This is a genomic window from Herbaspirillum sp. DW155, from assembly GCF_037076565.1.
Classification (GTDB): Bacteria; Pseudomonadota; Gammaproteobacteria; order Burkholderiales; family Burkholderiaceae_D; genus Herbaspirillum.
The window spans coordinates 810,620-826,284 of the sequence record NZ_AP029028.1 but is presented as its reverse complement, the minus strand read 5'-3'; the positions used below and the strand labels follow the sequence as shown (position 1 = coordinate 826,284).

15 protein-coding genes are annotated in these 15,665 nt (G+C 63.1%); 9 read left to right on the top strand and 6 right to left on the bottom strand.

The window, feature by feature from the left end:
* Positions 1-66 precede the first annotated feature (66 nt).
* The 5 genes from trxA to AACH55_RS03735 all read left to right on the top strand — a co-directional run bounded on the left by trxA (position 67) and on the right by AACH55_RS03735 (position 5,694).
* A complete protein-coding gene (trxA, locus tag AACH55_RS03755; RefSeq protein ID WP_338718081.1) occupies positions 67-393 on the top strand; it encodes a thioredoxin TrxA in 327 nt (108 codons plus the stop codon).
* Between the two features lie 130 nt (positions 394-523).
* Positions 524-1,786, top strand: coding sequence for a transcription termination factor Rho (gene rho / locus AACH55_RS03750; RefSeq protein WP_008325783.1), 1,263 nt, complete (start codon positions 524-526; stop codon positions 1,784-1,786).
* A 267-nt stretch (positions 1,787-2,053) separates the two neighbouring features.
* On the top strand, positions 2,054-2,323 hold the full coding sequence (locus AACH55_RS03745; protein ID WP_017451417.1) for a type B 50S ribosomal protein L31: 270 nt from the start codon (positions 2,054-2,056) through the stop codon (positions 2,321-2,323).
* Positions 2,324-2,561: 238 nt separating this feature from the next.
* Positions 2,562-4,286 carry a glycosyltransferase gene (locus AACH55_RS03740; RefSeq protein ID WP_338718079.1) on the top strand — a complete coding sequence of 575 codons (1,725 nt, stop codon included), beginning with the start codon at positions 2,562-2,564 and terminating at the stop codon, positions 4,284-4,286.
* Between the two features lie 16 nt (positions 4,287-4,302).
* Positions 4,303-5,694, top strand: a complete 1,392-nt coding sequence (locus AACH55_RS03735; protein WP_338718078.1) for an MATE family efflux transporter — start codon at positions 4,303-4,305, stop codon at positions 5,692-5,694.
* Here the strand turns inward: AACH55_RS03735 and AACH55_RS03730 are convergent.
* Complete coding sequence (locus tag AACH55_RS03730; RefSeq protein ID WP_338718077.1) at positions 5,684-7,786, bottom strand: EAL domain-containing protein; 2,103 nt, start codon at positions 7,784-7,786, stop codon at positions 5,684-5,686. The genes AACH55_RS03735 and AACH55_RS03730 overlap by 11 nt on opposite strands.
* Positions 7,787-8,773: 987 nt before the next feature.
* Between AACH55_RS03730 and AACH55_RS03725 the strand changes: the two genes are divergently transcribed.
* Complete coding sequence (locus tag AACH55_RS03725; protein WP_338718076.1) at positions 8,774-9,232, top strand: XRE family transcriptional regulator; 459 nt, start codon at positions 8,774-8,776, stop codon at positions 9,230-9,232.
* Between the two features lie 226 nt (positions 9,233-9,458).
* Here the strand turns inward: AACH55_RS03725 and ybiB are convergent, their stop codons facing one another.
* Positions 9,459-10,457 carry a DNA-binding protein YbiB gene (ybiB, locus tag AACH55_RS03720; RefSeq protein WP_338718075.1) on the bottom strand — a complete coding sequence of 333 codons (999 nt, stop codon included), beginning with the start codon at positions 10,455-10,457 and terminating at the stop codon, positions 9,459-9,461.
* A gap of 131 nt (positions 10,458-10,588) precedes the next feature.
* Between ybiB and tsaD the strand changes: the two genes are divergently transcribed.
* Complete coding sequence (gene tsaD / locus AACH55_RS03715) at positions 10,589-11,653, top strand: tRNA (adenosine(37)-N6)-threonylcarbamoyltransferase complex transferase subunit TsaD (protein WP_338718074.1); 1,065 nt, start codon at positions 10,589-10,591, stop codon at positions 11,651-11,653.
* 73 nt (positions 11,654-11,726) lie between these two features.
* Here the strand turns inward: tsaD and plsY are convergent, their stop codons facing one another.
* From plsY to AACH55_RS03695, 4 genes are all read right to left on the bottom strand, one after another.
* On the bottom strand, positions 11,727-12,344 hold the full coding sequence (gene plsY / locus AACH55_RS03710; protein ID WP_338718073.1) for a glycerol-3-phosphate 1-O-acyltransferase PlsY: 618 nt from the start codon (positions 12,342-12,344) through the stop codon (positions 11,727-11,729).
* 99 nt (positions 12,345-12,443) lie between these two features.
* Positions 12,444-12,944, bottom strand: a complete 501-nt coding sequence (locus AACH55_RS03705; RefSeq protein WP_338718072.1) for an aminoacyl-tRNA deacylase — start codon at positions 12,942-12,944, stop codon at positions 12,444-12,446.
* 77 nt (positions 12,945-13,021) lie between these two features.
* The gene (xerD, locus tag AACH55_RS03700; protein WP_338718070.1) at positions 13,022-13,945 is read right to left on the bottom strand and encodes a site-specific tyrosine recombinase XerD; all 924 of its coding nucleotides are present in this window, start codon (positions 13,943-13,945) and stop codon (positions 13,022-13,024) included.
* Positions 13,946-13,954: 9 nt separating this feature from the next.
* A complete protein-coding gene (locus tag AACH55_RS03695; protein ID WP_338718069.1) occupies positions 13,955-14,458 on the bottom strand; it encodes a methylated-DNA--[protein]-cysteine S-methyltransferase in 504 nt (167 codons plus the stop codon).
* Positions 14,459-14,553: 95 nt separating this feature from the next.
* Here AACH55_RS03695 and AACH55_RS03690 point away from each other — a divergent pair, with 95 nt between their 5' ends.
* Both AACH55_RS03690 and AACH55_RS03685 read left to right on the top strand, forming a co-directional pair.
* Positions 14,554-15,204, top strand: coding sequence for a VOC family protein (locus AACH55_RS03690; RefSeq protein WP_338718068.1), 651 nt, complete (start codon positions 14,554-14,556; stop codon positions 15,202-15,204).
* Positions 15,205-15,269: 65 nt separating this feature from the next.
* Positions 15,270-15,632, top strand: coding sequence for a hypothetical protein (locus AACH55_RS03685; RefSeq protein ID WP_338718067.1), 363 nt, complete (start codon positions 15,270-15,272; stop codon positions 15,630-15,632).
* Positions 15,633-15,665: the final 33 nt, after the last annotated feature.

The window sequence follows — 15,665 nt, the reverse complement described above, 5'->3', positions numbered from 1 at the left end:
CCTGATGGTATGTGTCACCGGCGCTGATTGACTAATTACACCACTGCCTCATACCGAGGAAATGCCATGAGCGAACATATCAAACATATTACCGACGCCTCCTTCGACGCCGATGTGCTGAAGTCCGACAAGCCAGTGCTGGTTGATTTCTGGGCCGAATGGTGCGGTCCCTGCAAGGCCATCGCCCCGATCCTGGAAGAAGTCGCCAAGGAATACGACGGCAAGCTGCAGATCGCCAAGCTGGACGTGGATTCCAACCAGGCCATCCCGGCCAAGTTCGGCATCCGCGGCATCCCCACCCTGATCCTGTTCAAGAACGGCGCAGCCGCTGCCCAGAAGGTCGGCGCACTGGCCAAGGGCCAGCTGGTCTCGTTCATCGACAGCAACATCTGATTCTGATGTAACATCCGACGGCGGCGCGCTCGCGCTGCCGTCCGCCCGGTACACGATGCCGGGTTTATCCTAGATCCACACCACGCAATTCCCTCCCCCACCTTTACTTATCCCGTCCCGGGACACTCATATGCACTTATCAGAACTAAAAGCGATGCACGTCTCTGCCTTGCTGGAAATGGCAATCAGCCTGGACATCGAGAATGCTGCGCGCCTGCGCAAACAGGAGCTGATGTTTGCCATCCTGAAGAAGCGCGCAAAATCAGGAGAACAGATTTTTGGCGATGGCGCCCTCGAAGTGTTGCCTGACGGCTTCGGCTTCCTGCGCTCGCCCGACGCCAGCTACATGGCGTCCACCGACGACATTTACATCTCGCCTTCGCAGATCCGCCGTTTCAACCTGCACACCGGCGACTCCATCGAAGGTGAAGTGCGCACGCCCAAGGATGGCGAGCGCTATTTCGCCCTGGTCAAGGTCGACAAGGTCAACGGCGAACCGCCGGAAGCCTCCAAGCACCGCATCCTGTTTGAAAACCTCACGCCGCTGCATCCCAACAAGCTCTTGCAGCTTGAGCGCGACATGCGCGGCGAGGAAAACATCACCGGCCGCATCATCGACCTGATCGCCCCGGTCGGTCGCGGCCAGCGCGGCCTGCTGGTGGCCTCGCCCAAGTCGGGCAAGTCGGTGATGCTGCAACACATCGCCCACGCCATCACCACCAATCATCCGGATACCGTGATGATCGTGCTGCTCATCGACGAACGTCCGGAAGAAGTGACCGAAATGCAGCGCTCGGTGCGCGGCGAAGTGGTCGCCTCCACTTTCGACGAGCCGGCTACGCGTCACGTGCAGGTCGCCGAAATGGTGCTGGAAAAGGCCAAGCGCCTGGTGGAAATGAAGAAGGATGTGGTCATCCTGCTGGACTCGATCACCCGCCTGGCACGCGCCTACAACACCGTGATCCCGGCCTCGGGCAAGGTGCTGACCGGCGGTGTGGATGCCAACGCGCTGCAACGTCCGAAGCGTTTCTTCGGCGCGGCACGTAACGTCGAAGAAGGCGGCTCGCTGACCATCATCGCCACCGCCCTGATCGAAACCGGTTCGCGCATGGATGACGTGATCTACGAAGAATTCAAGGGCACCGGCAACATGGAAGTGCACCTGGAACGCCGCCTGGCCGAGAAGCGCGTCTACCCCGCCATCAACCTCTCCAAGTCCGGCACCCGCCGCGAAGAGCTGTTGATCAAGCCGGACCAGCTGCAAAAGATCTGGGTGCTGCGCAAGCTCATGTACGACATGGATGAAATCGAAGCGATGGAATTCATCCTCGACAAGATGAAGTCCACCAAGAACAACGCCGAATTCTTCGACATGATGCGTCGCGGCAACTAAGCACCAGGCACCGTTCGGTGGTCCAAAGACGGCATGCCCCTTCCCGGGCATGCCGTTTTTTATTGACCGTGCAGCAACAATAAGCACGTATTTTCAACTGAAAAACCACGTCGCCAGGGGAAGCCGGCGGGGCCGCCTTGACCCAAGCCCCTGATATCACTGTATAATTTCGGACTTTTCCAAACCGGCAAGTGATCATCAATCGGGTCAAGAAGCAAGGCGACCGACGAAGTGGCGATTGGCTACCAAACTACTCTTGAGGCAATCATGAAAGAAGGCATCCACCCGGATTACCGCGAAGTCCTGTTCCACGACATGTCGAACGACTTCAAGTTCGTCACCCGCTCGACCATCGGCACCCGCGAAACCGCCGAGTTCGAAGGCAAGCAATATCCCCTGGTGAAGATCGAAGTGTCCTCCGAATCGCACCCGTTCTACACCGGCAAGCACAAGATCGTCGACACCGCTGGCCGCGTCGAGAAGTTCCGCCAGAAGTTCGGTTCCGTCGGTTCGAAGACTGCTGTCTCGAAGGCGTAATCCTTACTTCCCTCAAAAAAGGCAGCTCCGGCTGCCTTTTTTGTTTTGATCTTCGGTGGCGATCAGGCCGCGCCTGCACCACGATGTAGCAGACTGAAACAACTTTTTACCGGGTTTTCCTGCACAATAGGGCCTGCAAAAAAAGTCCAAAGCCGAATACAACGGCAAGCATCGCGCAGACCAGTCCGGCTGGCGTACCACTCACCACGCAGCACAGAACAAGAGCAACAAGATCTTGATGAAGCCAGTCCGTCTTCCCGCCGCAGCGACCAATGTGCTTCCGCGCATGGTCCTCTTTGCGCTCGCCCTCCTCTACATCCTGCCCGGCCTGATCGGCCGCGATCCCTGGAAGAACGAGGACGCCACCAGCTTCGGCATCATGTGGACCATGGCGCACGGCCATCTGGCCGACTGGCTCACGCCCAACGTGGCCGGCCTGCCGCTGCCGGCCGAGAGCCCGCTGGCCTACTGGTTCGGGGCGATCTGCATCAAGCTCTTCGGCTGGCTGCTGGGCGACCCGCTGGCCGCGCGCATCTCGGTCGTGGGCTGCTTCCTGGTCGGCTCAATGTCGATCTGGTACACCACCTATCTGCTGGGCCGCCGTGGCGAGGCGCAGCCGTTGAAGCTGGCCTTCGGTGGCCAGCCCGAACCCAAGGATTTCGGCCGCACCCTGGCCGATGGCGCCTTCCTGATCTATCTCGGTTTCCTCGGCCTGCTGCTGCACAGCCACGAGACCAGCCCCAAGACCCTGCAAATCGCCCTGGTGGCCTACGCCATGTTCGGCGCGGCGCGCGTGTTCGATGGCGGCAAGCGGCGCCACGGTATCTGGCTGGGCCTGGCCCTGGGCATGCTGGTGCTGACCTATGGCTGGCTGCTGCCGGTGGGCGTGCTGATCGCGCTGCTGCTGCTGGCGGCACTGCGCAAGGATCTCCGTGCACTGGGCCTGTTGCTGTTGCTGACCCTGCCCCTGGCCCTGCTCATCAGCGCCGCCTGGGTGGTCGCGCTGCACCAGCTGATTCCAGCCGAGGCCGCCAGCCAGTTCGAGCTGTGGATGAGCTGGAACATCTACCAGTTGAACCGCCCCACCTTCGCCACGCTGGCCTTCCTCGGCAAGTACGGCGTCTGGTTCGCCTGGCCGGCCTGGCCGTTTGCGGGCTGGGCACTGTACGCCTGGCGGCGCCAGCTGGGCTCGCTGCATATCGCGCTGCCGCTGGCCTTCCTGATCCCCATCACGCTGCTGCTGCTGATCAACGTCCATCGCGAAGAGGGCATGCTGCTGCCGCTGCTGCCGGCGCTGGCGATCCTGGCTGCCTTCGGCCTGCCGACCATGAAGCGCGGTGCCATCAATGCGGTGGACTGGTTCTCGGTGATGACCCTGACCACCTCGGCCGCCTTCATCTGGATCGGCTGGATCGCCAAGGAAACCGGCTGGCCTGCCCAGATCGCACGCAATGCCTACAAGCTCGCGCCCGGCTTCAAACCAGGCTTCGCCTGGATCTCGCTGGCCATCGCCGTCGCTGCTACCATCGCCTGGATCGTGGTCGTGCACTGGCGCATCTCGCGTCGTCCCTCGGTGCTGTGGCGTGCCGTGGTGCTGTCTTCGGGCGGCGTGATCCTGTGCTGGGTCCTGCTGATGACGCTGTGGCTGCCCTGGGTCAACTACGGCAAGAGCTACGCGGGCGTAGCCGAACAGATCGAATCGAAACTGGGCTCGGTCAAGCAGTGCGTGCAGACCAACGTCGGTCCGGCCCAGCGCGCGTCCTTCGCCTACTTCGGCAACGTGCGCTTTGCCGACGAACGCGACCAGAGCTGCGACTACCTGCTGCTGCAGGATGACATCAGCAATCAGGATGCCTCGCTCATGCTGCGTCAATACCCCGGCAACTGGCGCATGGTCTGGGAAGGTCGCCGCCCCTCGGACCGCGATGAACGATTCCGGCTGTATCGCCGTGCCGACCGCTGATCCGAGGCCTGCGCGCGTGAGGACAGAACTGCCCGTCCACAGCTCCCGCCATCACGTCGGCCGCATTGCGCGGCTGGCCTGGCCGATGCTGATCGGCCAGCTGGCCATCATCGCCAACGGCGTGATCGATACTGCCATGGTCTCACGTTTTTCTGCGCTGGACCTGGGCGCACTGGCGCTGGGGGTGTCGATCTACGTGAGCGTGTTCGTCGGCTTGTCGGGCGTGCTGCAAGCCCTGCAACCGACCATCGGGCAACTCTTCGGTGCCGGCCGGGTGGACGAGATCGGCCATGAGGTCAAGCAGGGCATGTGGCTGGCCGTGCTGCTCTCGCTGGTCGGTTCGCTGGTGCTGATGTTTTCTCCGCTGATCCTGGCCTTGGCCAAGGCCTCGCCGGAGCTGGTGGAAAAAGCCACCCTGTATCTGCGCATCGAAGCGCTGGCGCTGCCGGCCACGCTGCTCTTCCGCGTCTACTCCTCGCTCAACACGGCACTGGCCCGGCCCAAGATGGTCATGGCCCTGCAGCTGGGCGGCCTGTTGCTGAAGCTCCCCCTGAACGCGCTGCTCATCTTCGGCGGCCTGGGACTACCGGCCTTTGGCGGCCCCGGCTGCGCCATTGCCACCACCCTGATCGCCTGGCTGATGATGATCGCCGCGTGGCTGCTGGTTGCGCGCCTGCCGCTGTATCGCCCGCTGAAGCTCTTTGGCAGCGGCTTCGTCGCGCCCTCCTGGCGCAGCCAGCGCACGCTGCTGCGGCTGGGCATTCCGATTGGCATGTCCTATTTCATCGAAGTCACCGCATTTACGCTGATGGCCGTCTTCATCGCGCGCCTGGGAGCGGTGCCGGTGGCGGGCCACCAGATCACGGCCAACGTCGGCACGGTGCTCTACATGCTGCCGCTGTCCATTGCCGGCGCCACCAGTACCCTGGTGGCACAAGCCATCGGTGGCGGCAACATGGCGCAGGCCAAGAAGATCGGCCGGGCCGGTATCCGCCTGGCGGTATTGCTCTCGATGGTGATCGGCGTGATGGTCTGGTTCCTGCGCGAGCACATCATTCGCGCCTACACGCCCGACCCGGTGATCATCGCTGCGGCGCTGCCGCTGTTCCTCTACATCGCCTTCTACCAGCTCTTCGATTCCCTGCAGGTCACCACCGCCTTCGTGCTGCGTGCCTACAAGGTGGCGGTAGTGCCCACCGTGATCTACGCAGTGACCCTGTGGGGCGTCGGCGTGGGCGGGGGTTATCTGCTGGGACTGGACCCGCTGGGCATGACCCCGCCTGCCTTGCGCGGCCCGTCCGGCTTCTGGCTGGCCAACAGCCTCAGCCTGGGTCTGGTGGCCGTGGGCCTGCTGGTCTATCTGCGCGTGATCCAGCGCCGCGCACAGCGCGGCGAGCTCAGCGTTTGATCACGTTGCCGGCGGCAAACAGGTCGTCATTGCTGGCATCGACCAGACCGGGCACGCTCAGCGCCTCGTCCGGCCGTCCCAGCAGGAAGCCCTGCACCTGATCACAATGCAGCTGCTGCAGTTCGCGCAGCTGACCTTCGGTCTCCACACCTTCGGCCACCACTTCCATCTGCAGCGCGTGCGCCAGCGCGATGATGGCGGCCACGATGGCGCGTCCCGAGTGATCGTCCAGGTCCAGGCGCGAGGTGAAGAAGCGGTCGATCTTGACCTGCCGGCAGTGGAATTGCGCCAGATAGGCCAGGCTGGAATAGCCGGTACCGAAATCGTCGATGGCGATGTCGAAGCCCAGTGACTGCAGTTCACGCACCACCCGCGTGGTGCGCTCCACATCCTTCATGGCCGCCGTTTCGGTGATCTCGAACATCAGCCGCTGCGGCGCGATGCCGGCCGCGCTGACCACCTTCAGGATGCGCTCCACCAGGTCAGTGCGCATCTGCAGCGGCGACAGGTTCAGCGCTACCTTGACCGGCTTCATGCCGACCGCATCCCAACGCCCGATCTGTGCGCAGACAGCCTGCAATACCCAGTCGCCGATGTAAAGAATCTGCCCCGAGCGCTCGGCAATGGGGATGAATTCTGCGGGCGCCATCTCGCCCAGCTCAGGATGATGCCAGCGCAGCAGCGCTTCCAGGCCGGTCAGTTCCTTGCCGCCACCGCGATACTTGGGCTGGAAGTGCAGGCGGAACTGCTCTTGGTCGATGGCTTGCTGCAGCGCCTGCCGCACCTGCAGATGGCGCATCGCGCTGGCATGCATGGCCGGTTCGAAGAAGCGATAGGTATTGCGCCCGCTCTGCTTGGCTTCATACATGGCGGCATCGGCGTTTTTCATCAGGGTGTCGACCGACTCGCCGCTGTTGGGATAGACCGCGATGCCGATGCTGGAAGTCACCCGCAAGGGCGAATCCTCGACCTGGAAATCCTGGCGCAGCGCAGCCAGGATGTTTTCGGCGAGCTGTTCCACCACCTCGGGCGAAGACAGGTTGCTCATCACCACCACGAACTCGTCGCCACCGATGCGCGCCACCATGTCCTCGCCACGGATGCAGGCACGGATGCGTTGCGCCACTGCTACCAACAGACCGTCCCCCACGGCGTGGCCGAGTGAATCGTTGATGGCCTTGAATCCATCGAGGTCCATGAACAGGACCGCGAACGGCTTGCCATTGCGGCGTGCCACCTCCACCGCATGCTGGATGCGGTCCGACAGCAAGGCGCGATTGGGCAGGCCGGTCAGCACATCATGGGTGGCAAAGTGCAGGAGCTTGTCATTGGTGCGACCGACGATCTTCTTGAGGACTTCGTTGCGCTGCACGCCGCTGACCACCAGCGCCAGCGCCATGGCAAGGAAGGCCAGGAACACCAGGCCATTGACCAGGTGCTCGCGGGTGATGCCCCCGGCGCTCATGCTTTGTGCCTGCGGGTCGATCAGCAGCGCACGCAGCCCGGCCACCGTCGCCGAGACCAGTCCGGCGCCCACCAGCAGGGCGGCCAGCACGCGCCGCGCCTGCTGCGAGTTGAGGGAGCCGGCCATGGGCTTGCGCCCGTTGCTGGCAGAAAAAAGCGTGACGATGAACACCGCCACCACTTCCGACACCACCAGCGCCACGGCCAGCGAAGGCGCGTGATACAGCAGGGGCGGCACCAGCGTCATGGACTTGAGCGCGATGTAGAAAGCCGCACTGAAGGCCGCCCCCACGGTCAGTCCGCCAATGACCAGGCGGGCCGGATGGGGACGCCGCATGCCGGTCAGATACATCAGATAAAAGGCGCTGGTCAGGCACAGCAGCAGCGCCAACACCACCAGGCGCGCATCGAAGCCGATGGTCATCGGCGCATCCACCGAGGCCACCGTCAGCAGCATGGCCCCCCACACGCCCACGCCAAACACGGCCGCCCCCACCGAGAGCCAGATCCGCCGATGCTGGGCTTCCTGCAGCACGATGCGCTCGGAGACCTCCAGCGCCGCGTAGGCCGAAAGGCTGGCAACCAGCAAGGCAAAGGCCAACAGCAGGAAATGAAAGGAAGCTGACATTGTAGAACCTGGCTCGGGTGCGCACCCTCCACGCGGGCGATCGCTGGGAGCCCGCAGGAAAGAACGCCTGCTCGGTATCGCGGCCGGTCCGTCCTGGCGGCGCCCGTGCTGGCAACATGGCGCAGCGGGCCGCAGGACGTCAGTCGATCGCCGTTGCACACCAACGGGTCGCCGCGTTCCATCCAGGAACGAATCGGCCCGCTTCGTCAGTGGCAAAAGACATGCCGCTACCACGACGCGCGCCGGAGACGTTCCGGGAACCTCAAAAAGTTACGTAACAAAAACGTACTACAGAAATGCTGCTGACTTCTTTGAGTTGTTCGATTTGATTCAACCAGCGTGATGCTTGTGTGACTGCCCGGCAAGTTCCGGTTCGTTGATGCCCCTGAAGAGGATGGCGCCGATTATCTAATAAACACATCCTCACGGGACGGGAAAGATATCGGCTGTTTATCCACCGGATGACCGGTGCCCCTTTTCGATATGCCGCTATTCTAGCGCGCTTCGGACCAGAAATACCGCGCTGCGTCACTGCCGCAAGCGCAGATCTCATTGTCTCGCTGCGGACACAAGCCTTAAATAATTGCCCGGCACCGTCGCACAGAAAAGACTTCTGGGCCGACAATGCAGACATTACAAACTGACATTGCCTGACCCGCTGCGCACACGCCATCTCGGAACCGCGCTATCAGTATCACGCCGGATGACGTACTTGTACTGGCCTGATGACCTGATGTCTGCCTACGTGCCAGGGTGCAAAATGCGGCAGCGCCATCGACCAGGCAGTGCACCGGAGACTTGTGCATGACAACTTTCCCACCGGCCGGAAATGCTTGCCGGCATTGCCTCAGCGGGCTGGCCCACGGGCTGCTGCTGCACCGATGGCGCGCCATTTTCGACCAGTGAGTATAAATCACGCTTGCTGCGTAACTCACCCCAAAGGCAAACGTACCCCGGAAAGTGCTACGTCAAAGTACCTTCGAAATCATGGAAACCGCCAATCAAAAATTCGCAAAGCGCCTGCGCGCAGCGATGGAAAAAGCTGGATACGAACCCAAGCCCGCCGTTCTGGAACGGGAATTCAATCTGCGTTACTGGGGCAAGCCGATGACCTTGCATGGCGTGCGTCGCTGGCTGCTGGGCGAGTCCATGCCCAAGCAGGACAAGCTGGAAACGCTGGCCGAATGGCTCATCGTCACCCCCCAGCATCTGCGCTTCGGCGAAGAGATCGGCAAGCGCATCGACAAGCGCCGCGCGCGTTGGGAAGAAGCCATCGGCTACCGCGAGCGCGAAGCCTTCGAAGCCTTCATCAACCTGCCCGCGCCGCAACGCAAGATCGTCAAGGAAGTCATCTTCGCCTTTGCCCAGGTCGCCCTGCAGGCCAGCGAAAAAGCCAGTACGCCGACCAAGACCACCAGCACCGCGCGCCGCCGTCCGCGCAACTGAAAACGCCCTCACCCGGTCACTCCCCCGAGCTTTGCGCCTCTGACCAATCACGATCCCGCTACCCCTGGGATCTTGCCTGCACCACTGCATTTTCCCGCTTGCTCCGGCCCTGCACCACGCGTGCCACGGCCGCAAGCCGCACTCCGGTCACACGCTGCTGCCTGCCAGGGCGTCAGCATCTCGCCGCGCAGGATGGCGTGTGGCAAAACGCCCACGCCGCCTTCACTCACCGGCCTATGCGCGCGGCCACATCCACGCAGTGCTCCACCTGCTCGACGATGGCTTCGGGCACCGGCCGGCGACCATCCAGCACTTCGCGAATCCAGTCGGCCGTAGTGGCCGCATCACGTCCCTCGGGAAGATCGGGCAGGTCTTCGGCCACCGTCTGCTTTTCCACCAGCACGGTGCGCGTGCCACGGCTGAACCAGTCGATGCGCTGCGCGCGCCGCGCATTGGCCACGGTCTCGCCTTCGGTGCCGCGCATCAGGAAGGCATCGCCGCGATCATGCGGGGCGGCGTGACTGAAGTAGTCGGTCAGCATCTCCAGGTATTCGGGATGGGTGTAGGACGTCAGACGCAGCGCCGGTTGCGCGAACGGCTGCATGATCTTGACCAGCGTATGGGTGGAGTTGCGCACGCCCAATATCGTGCGCATGCCCAGCAGACGGGCGATGGCCGGTGCCAGGGCCGCGATGGGAATGAAGGCCGGCTGGCCGGCGGCCATCAGCGCTTCGGCCTCGGCAGCCGATTGCGCATGGGCCAGGCCCAATGCGCTGAATATCTCGGCGCTGGTCACGCGCTGCGGGTCGTGTGTCACGCCATGCATCAGCACCGGCACACCCCGGCGCACCAGCAGCATGCACAACAGCGGGGTCAGGTTGGCCATCTTGCGCGAGCCGTTGTAGCTGGGCAGCACCACCGGGGCATAACTGCCCGTCGGCGCGCGCAGCGGCGTGAAGGATGCCTCGGCGGCGGCCAGGAAGCCGGCAATCTCTTCGACCGATTCGCCCTTGATGCGCATGGCCAGGAGGATGGCGCCCAGTTCGAGGTCACTCACGCGGCCGTCGAGCATGGCCGCATACATCAATTGCGCATCCTCGCGCGAGAGACTGCGTGCACCATCCTTGCCACGTCCGATTTCCTTGATGAAACGGGCGGCAGCGAAGGGGGCGGGCTCGACGGCCGCAGCCGGAGCAGAAACAGGAATGGGGGCATCGTTTTGCATGGCCGAAGGGTACACCAAAACCGCCGCCTGCCGCAGCCGGGGCGCTTGCGCGGCGGCTTTCCATTACAATAGCGCCTTTGCCGCGCAGCCCATACGGGCGCGGGTGCGGCGGCTTCATTGAGTCCATCCCCATGTTAGTTCTCGGCGTCGAATCTTCCTGTGACGAAACCGGTCTCGCTCTGTACGACACCGAGCGCGGCCTCCTGGCCCATGCCCTGCATTCGCAGGTTGCCATGCATCAGGAATATGGCGGCGTGGTCCCCGAGCTGGCCTCGCGCGACCACATCCGCCGCGCCATTCCCCTGCTCACGCAAACCCTGACCGATGCCCGGGTGCAAGCCGGCGACATCGATGCCATCGCCTATACGCAGGGACCGGGCCTGGCCGGCGCGCTGCTGGTGGGTGCCTCGGTGGCCTGCGGTCTGGGCCTGGCGCTGGACAAGCCCGTGCTGGGCATCCATCACCTGGAGGGCCACCTGCTCTCGCCCCTGCTGGCGAGCAAGCCGCCGCGCTTTCCCTTCATCGCCCTGCTGGTCTCGGGCGGGCATACGCAGTTGATGCGCGTGGATGGCGTGGGCCGTTATGAACTGCTCGGAGAAACCCTGGATGATGCGGCCGGCGAAGCCTTTGACAAGTCGGCCAAACTGCTGGGCCTGGGCTACCCGGGCGGTCCGGCGATCTCGCGTCTGGCCGAGTTCGGCGACCCGAATGCTTATCAATTGCCGCGACCGATGCTGCATTCCAAGAATCTCGATTTCAGTTTCTCGGGATTGAAGACGGCAGTGCTCACCGTGGTCAAGCAGCACAGCGCCAACATCTGCGAACAGGACAAGGCCAACATCGCGCGCGGTTTCGTCGATGCCATCGTGGAAGTGCTGGTGGCCAAGTGCATGACGGCCCTGAAACAGACCAACCTGAAGCGTCTGGTCATCGCCGGCGGCGTGGGTGCCAATGCACAGCTGCGTGCAGCCCTGAATGCAGCGGCGGCCAAGCGGCGTTATGAAGTGTTCTATCCGGAATTGCAGTTCTGCACCGACAACGGTGCCATGATCGCCTTCGCCGGTGCCATGCGTCTGCGCGAAGAACCGGGTGCGGCGCGCAAGGAATACGGCTTCGGTGTGCGTCCGCGCTGGCCGCTGGATGAGTTGCGGCCGCCACAGCGACAGGAAGACACTACCAACGCCTCAATCGCGTAAATCATTTAAACGATATAAACAAAAAGGGCCGCAATACAGATTGCGGCCCTTCTTTTCATTCCGGTCGACAGGCTTACTTGGCTGCCTTCTTCTTGTCACCAATCCGACTTTCCTTGCCTGCCAGCAGGTTGCCGATGTTCTTGCGGTGGCGATAGATCAGCAGCGCCGCCATCGCCACCACGGCCAGCAGGATGCCGTCGGTGGTGCCGAACAGCAGGCCGTAATAGAACGGTGCAAACAGCGCCGCCACCAGCGCGGCCAGCGAAGAGTAGCGGAAGGCGAAGGCCACCGCCAGCCAGGTGGCCAGCGTAGCCAGGCCCAGCCAGGGGTCCAGCGCCAGCAGGATACCCAGCGCGGTGGCTACGCCCTTACCGCCGACGAAGCGGAAGAACACCGGCCACAGGTGGCCCAGGAAAACGGCCAGCGTCACCAGCGCGATGCCGGTATCGTCCACGCCAAACTGCGGGCCGAACTTCTGCGCCAGCCACACTGCCAGCCAGCCCTTGAAGCCATCACCCAGCAGGGTCAGCGCGGCGGCCTTCTTGTTGCCGCTGCGCAGGACATTGGTGGCGCCGGGATTCCTGGAACCATAGGTGCGTGGATCGGACAGGCCAAAGAGCTTCGACACCAGCACCGCGAAGGAGAGCGAACCGATCAGGTAGGCGGCGATGGCAAAGAGGAGGTTGTACATGAAGAGGGGCTTTCTGTTGTCTCTGTTATCTGAAGGAGCTCAGGCGCGCTCAGGTTGGGTCAAGTTTTGTCAGGTTTTATCGAATCAGATCCGGCCGGCTCACGCGGCATCAGCCAGCGCACACTGCACCGCCTTGGCCGGCAAGACCTTCAGGATCACGGCCGGATCGATGCCGATCAGGAAGCCGCGCCGTCCGCCGTTGATGTAGATCTTGTCCAGTTCGAGGATGCTGGATTCGACATAGACCGGCATGGCCTTGCGCGTGCCGAAGGGCGAGGTGCCGCCGATCAGGAAGCCCGAGTGGCGGTTGGCCACCTCCGGCTTGCACGGCTCGACCGACTTGCAGCCGATCTGGCGCGCCAGGTTCTTGGTGGAGACCTTGCAGTCGCCATGCATGAGCACCAGCAGTGGCTTGGCGGCTTCATCCTGCATCACCAGGGTCTTGATGACCACGTGCTCATCCACCCCCAGCTCGCGCGAGGACACCGAGGTGCCGCCGTGCTCCTCGTAGTCATAGGGATGCTCGGTGAAGCTCACGCCCTGCTTGCGCAGGAATTGCGTGGCGGGAGTTTCGGAGATGTGTTCTTTCTTGGCGCTCATCGATGATCTTCCTGACTGCAGGCTGACCGGCCATGCAGGCCGGCCGGGCCGTCATGGGCGCACATTATGCCGCAAGATCAGCCACGGGGGTGATGTGCGGCGTGCAGTTGCTTGAGGCGTTCGCGCGCCACGTGGGTGTAGATCTGGGTGGTGGAGATATCGGCATGGCCCAGCAGCAGCTGCACCACGCGCAGGTCAGCGCCATGGTTGAGCAGGTGCGTGGCGAAGGCATGACGCAGCGTATGCGGCGACAGGCGCTGGGTGACGCCGGCCAGCAGCGCGTATTTCTTGATAAGGGTCCAGAACATCTGGCGCGTCATCGGCCCACCGCGCGCAGTGACGAACAGGGCATCATCGACCTGTCCCTGCAGGATCTGGCCGCGCGCCTCGGCCAGGTAGCGCGCCATCCAGTGCCCGGCTTGTTCGCCGAAGGGGACCAGCCGCGTCTTGCTACCCTTGCCGGTCACGCGCAGCACGCCCTCGTTCATGCCGACCTCGATGCTCTTCAACAACACCAGTTCCGAGACCCGCAAACCGCTGGCATACATCAGTTCGATCATGGCGCGATCACGCAAGCCCAGCGGGGTGGACACGTCGGGGGCAGCCAGCAAGGCTTCGACCTGCCCTTCCGACATGGTTTTGGGCAAGCGCTGCGGCTGGCGTGCCGAGCGCATCTTCAGGCAGGGATCGACCGTCACGCGGTTCTGGCGCAGCGCCAGCTGGAAAAAGCGCTTCAAGACGGCCAGGCGGCGATTGGAAGAGCTGGGCTTGGTCTTATCATGGCGCGCGGCGAAGTAGGCATTGAGGTCTTCGGCTCGCGTCTCGTAGAGCGCCTTGGCGCGCTCCTGGTGCAGCCAGTGGGCGTACAGGGTCATGTCGCGGCGGTAGGCGTCCAGCGTATTTTTCGACAGGCCATCTTCCAGCCACAGGCTGTCGCAGAATTCATCGATGGCCTCGCGGCTCACGGCCGGGGCTTCGATCTTTGGTGTGGTGCGTCCCATGCGTCGCCTTCAGTATCCGGCCACGCCTTCGTGGCGCAGCAGCCAGCGCTTGACCTCCAGGTGGAAGCCATCCTCGTCGTCATGATGCGAGAAGCCGCCCAGCCCGCCCGCCGCCGTCACGCGATGGCAGGGAATCACCAGCGGATACCAGTTGGCGCCGCACGCCTGCCCCACCGCACGCGGCGCAGACTGGATGCGTTTGGCGACCTGGCCATAGGTCTGCACCTGACCGCAGGGAATGCTGGCAATGGCTTGCCAGACGCGCTGCTGGAACGCACTGCCAACAGCCATGAGCGGCAGTTCGAAGCGATAAGCGGGATCGGCCAGATAGTGGATGATCTGCTGCGCCGCCTCGGCAGCGACCGCATCGGTGGCGTCCTTCGCGGCATAATGCGGCGGCAGATAGACCATCTCCACCAGCGCCCCCGCCTGGGTACGGATGCCCATGGCACCGAAGGGCGCAGGCACCACGGCGGAGAACAAGGCGGTCAAGGGAGAGTCGGCTGGGGTCATCGGGAGCCAGAAAAACGCGGCATGGGCCGGGGCGCCTATTGTAAGCAATTCATGGCGCGGCTTGATACCATCGGGCCAAACTTCCTGGAGACCGCATGACCACCATCGCCTTGCACACCGCGCCCGACCACCTGGTCATCACCGCCGCTACGCTGGAGGCCGGCATGGCCTGGGTGGAACAATCCCTCGGGGTCTCGATGGCGCCGCGCATCGGCGGCCAGCATGCGCGCCTGGGCACGCACAATGCGCTGCTGTCGCTGGGCGAAGGTTTTTATCTGGAAGTGATCGCCATCGATCCCGAGGCCGCCATCCCGGCGCGCCCGCGCTGGTTCGGCATGGACCAGCTGACGGCCAGTGCCGCGCCGCGTCTGGCCCACTGGGTCGCGCGCACCAGCGATATCGCAGCCGCCGTGGCAGCCAGCCCCATCGCGCCCGGGCGGATCGAGCCCATGAGCCGGGGTACGCTGGACTGGCTCATCACCATCGCGCCCGATGGTGCGCTGGCCTGCGAGGGTGTCATGCCTTCGCTGATCCAGTGGCTGAGCCAGCCGCATCCGGCCAGTGCCCTGCCCGAGCGCGGATGCCGTTTGCAGCAGCTGATCCTGACGCATCCTGACATGCACAAACTGCGGGCAGCATGGCAAGCCATCGGACTGAACGATGAGCGCATCGTCTTGCTGGAAGGAAAGGAAGCGCATCTGCGCGCTGTGGTATCCACACCACAGGGAGAGCGTGTACTCGGATGATGCACAGCCACATTGCGGAAAAAATATAAACCGTATAAACGATTTACACCGTCCGCAGCCAGGGCGTGATCCAAAGAAAAAAGGCGCATCCGCAGATGCGCCTCCAAAATACTCCTGATGCATTCCCGACCGCTTCAGCGGTTTCAATCGAATGCACGTCTCCTCAGTTTCCCGGTATGGATACCGTTTGTTATGCACCACCCGCTTCGTATTCGGTGCTGCCCCGCCACGCCCGTTCCGATGTGTCGGAGGGGTCGCCGATGAGGCAAGTACATCAACAACTCACTAGAAAAACTTCATTGCAAAACTCGATTGCCGGTGCGGCAAATGCAGGGTGCCGGTTCAGCGAAGCCCGCACTTTAGCAGCACTCGGCGCGGTTTCAAAGCACTTTTTCAGGGCAAAACCAACATACTTTTTAGCAACTTGACAGACATCTGACGAAATCGGCACCGGCCTGGTG

Coding starts and splice junctions, on each gene's coding strand:
- trxA (WP_338718081.1), top strand. CDS start 67: ATGAGCGAACATATCAAACATATTACCGACGCCTCCTTCGACGCCGAT.
- rho (WP_008325783.1), top strand. CDS start 524: ATGCACTTATCAGAACTAAAAGCGATGCACGTCTCTGCCTTGCTGGAA.
- AACH55_RS03745 (WP_017451417.1), top strand. CDS start 2,054: ATGAAAGAAGGCATCCACCCGGATTACCGCGAAGTCCTGTTCCACGAC.
- AACH55_RS03740 (WP_338718079.1), top strand. CDS start 2,562: ATGAAGCCAGTCCGTCTTCCCGCCGCAGCGACCAATGTGCTTCCGCGC.
- AACH55_RS03730 (WP_338718077.1), bottom strand. CDS start 7,786: ATGTCAGCTTCCTTTCATTTCCTGCTGTTGGCCTTTGCCTTGCTGGTT.
- AACH55_RS03725 (WP_338718076.1), top strand. CDS start 8,774: ATGGAAACCGCCAATCAAAAATTCGCAAAGCGCCTGCGCGCAGCGATG.
- ybiB (WP_338718075.1), bottom strand. CDS start 10,457: ATGCAAAACGATGCCCCCATTCCTGTTTCTGCTCCGGCTGCGGCCGTC.
- tsaD (WP_338718074.1), top strand. CDS start 10,589: ATGTTAGTTCTCGGCGTCGAATCTTCCTGTGACGAAACCGGTCTCGCT.
- plsY (WP_338718073.1), bottom strand. CDS start 12,344: ATGTACAACCTCCTCTTTGCCATCGCCGCCTACCTGATCGGTTCGCTC.
- AACH55_RS03705 (WP_338718072.1), bottom strand. CDS start 12,944: ATGAGCGCCAAGAAAGAACACATCTCCGAAACTCCCGCCACGCAATTC.
- xerD (WP_338718070.1), bottom strand. CDS start 13,945: ATGGGACGCACCACACCAAAGATCGAAGCCCCGGCCGTGAGCCGCGAG.
- AACH55_RS03695 (WP_338718069.1), bottom strand. CDS start 14,458: ATGACCCCAGCCGACTCTCCCTTGACCGCCTTGTTCTCCGCCGTGGTG.
- AACH55_RS03690 (WP_338718068.1), top strand. CDS start 14,554: ATGACCACCATCGCCTTGCACACCGCGCCCGACCACCTGGTCATCACC.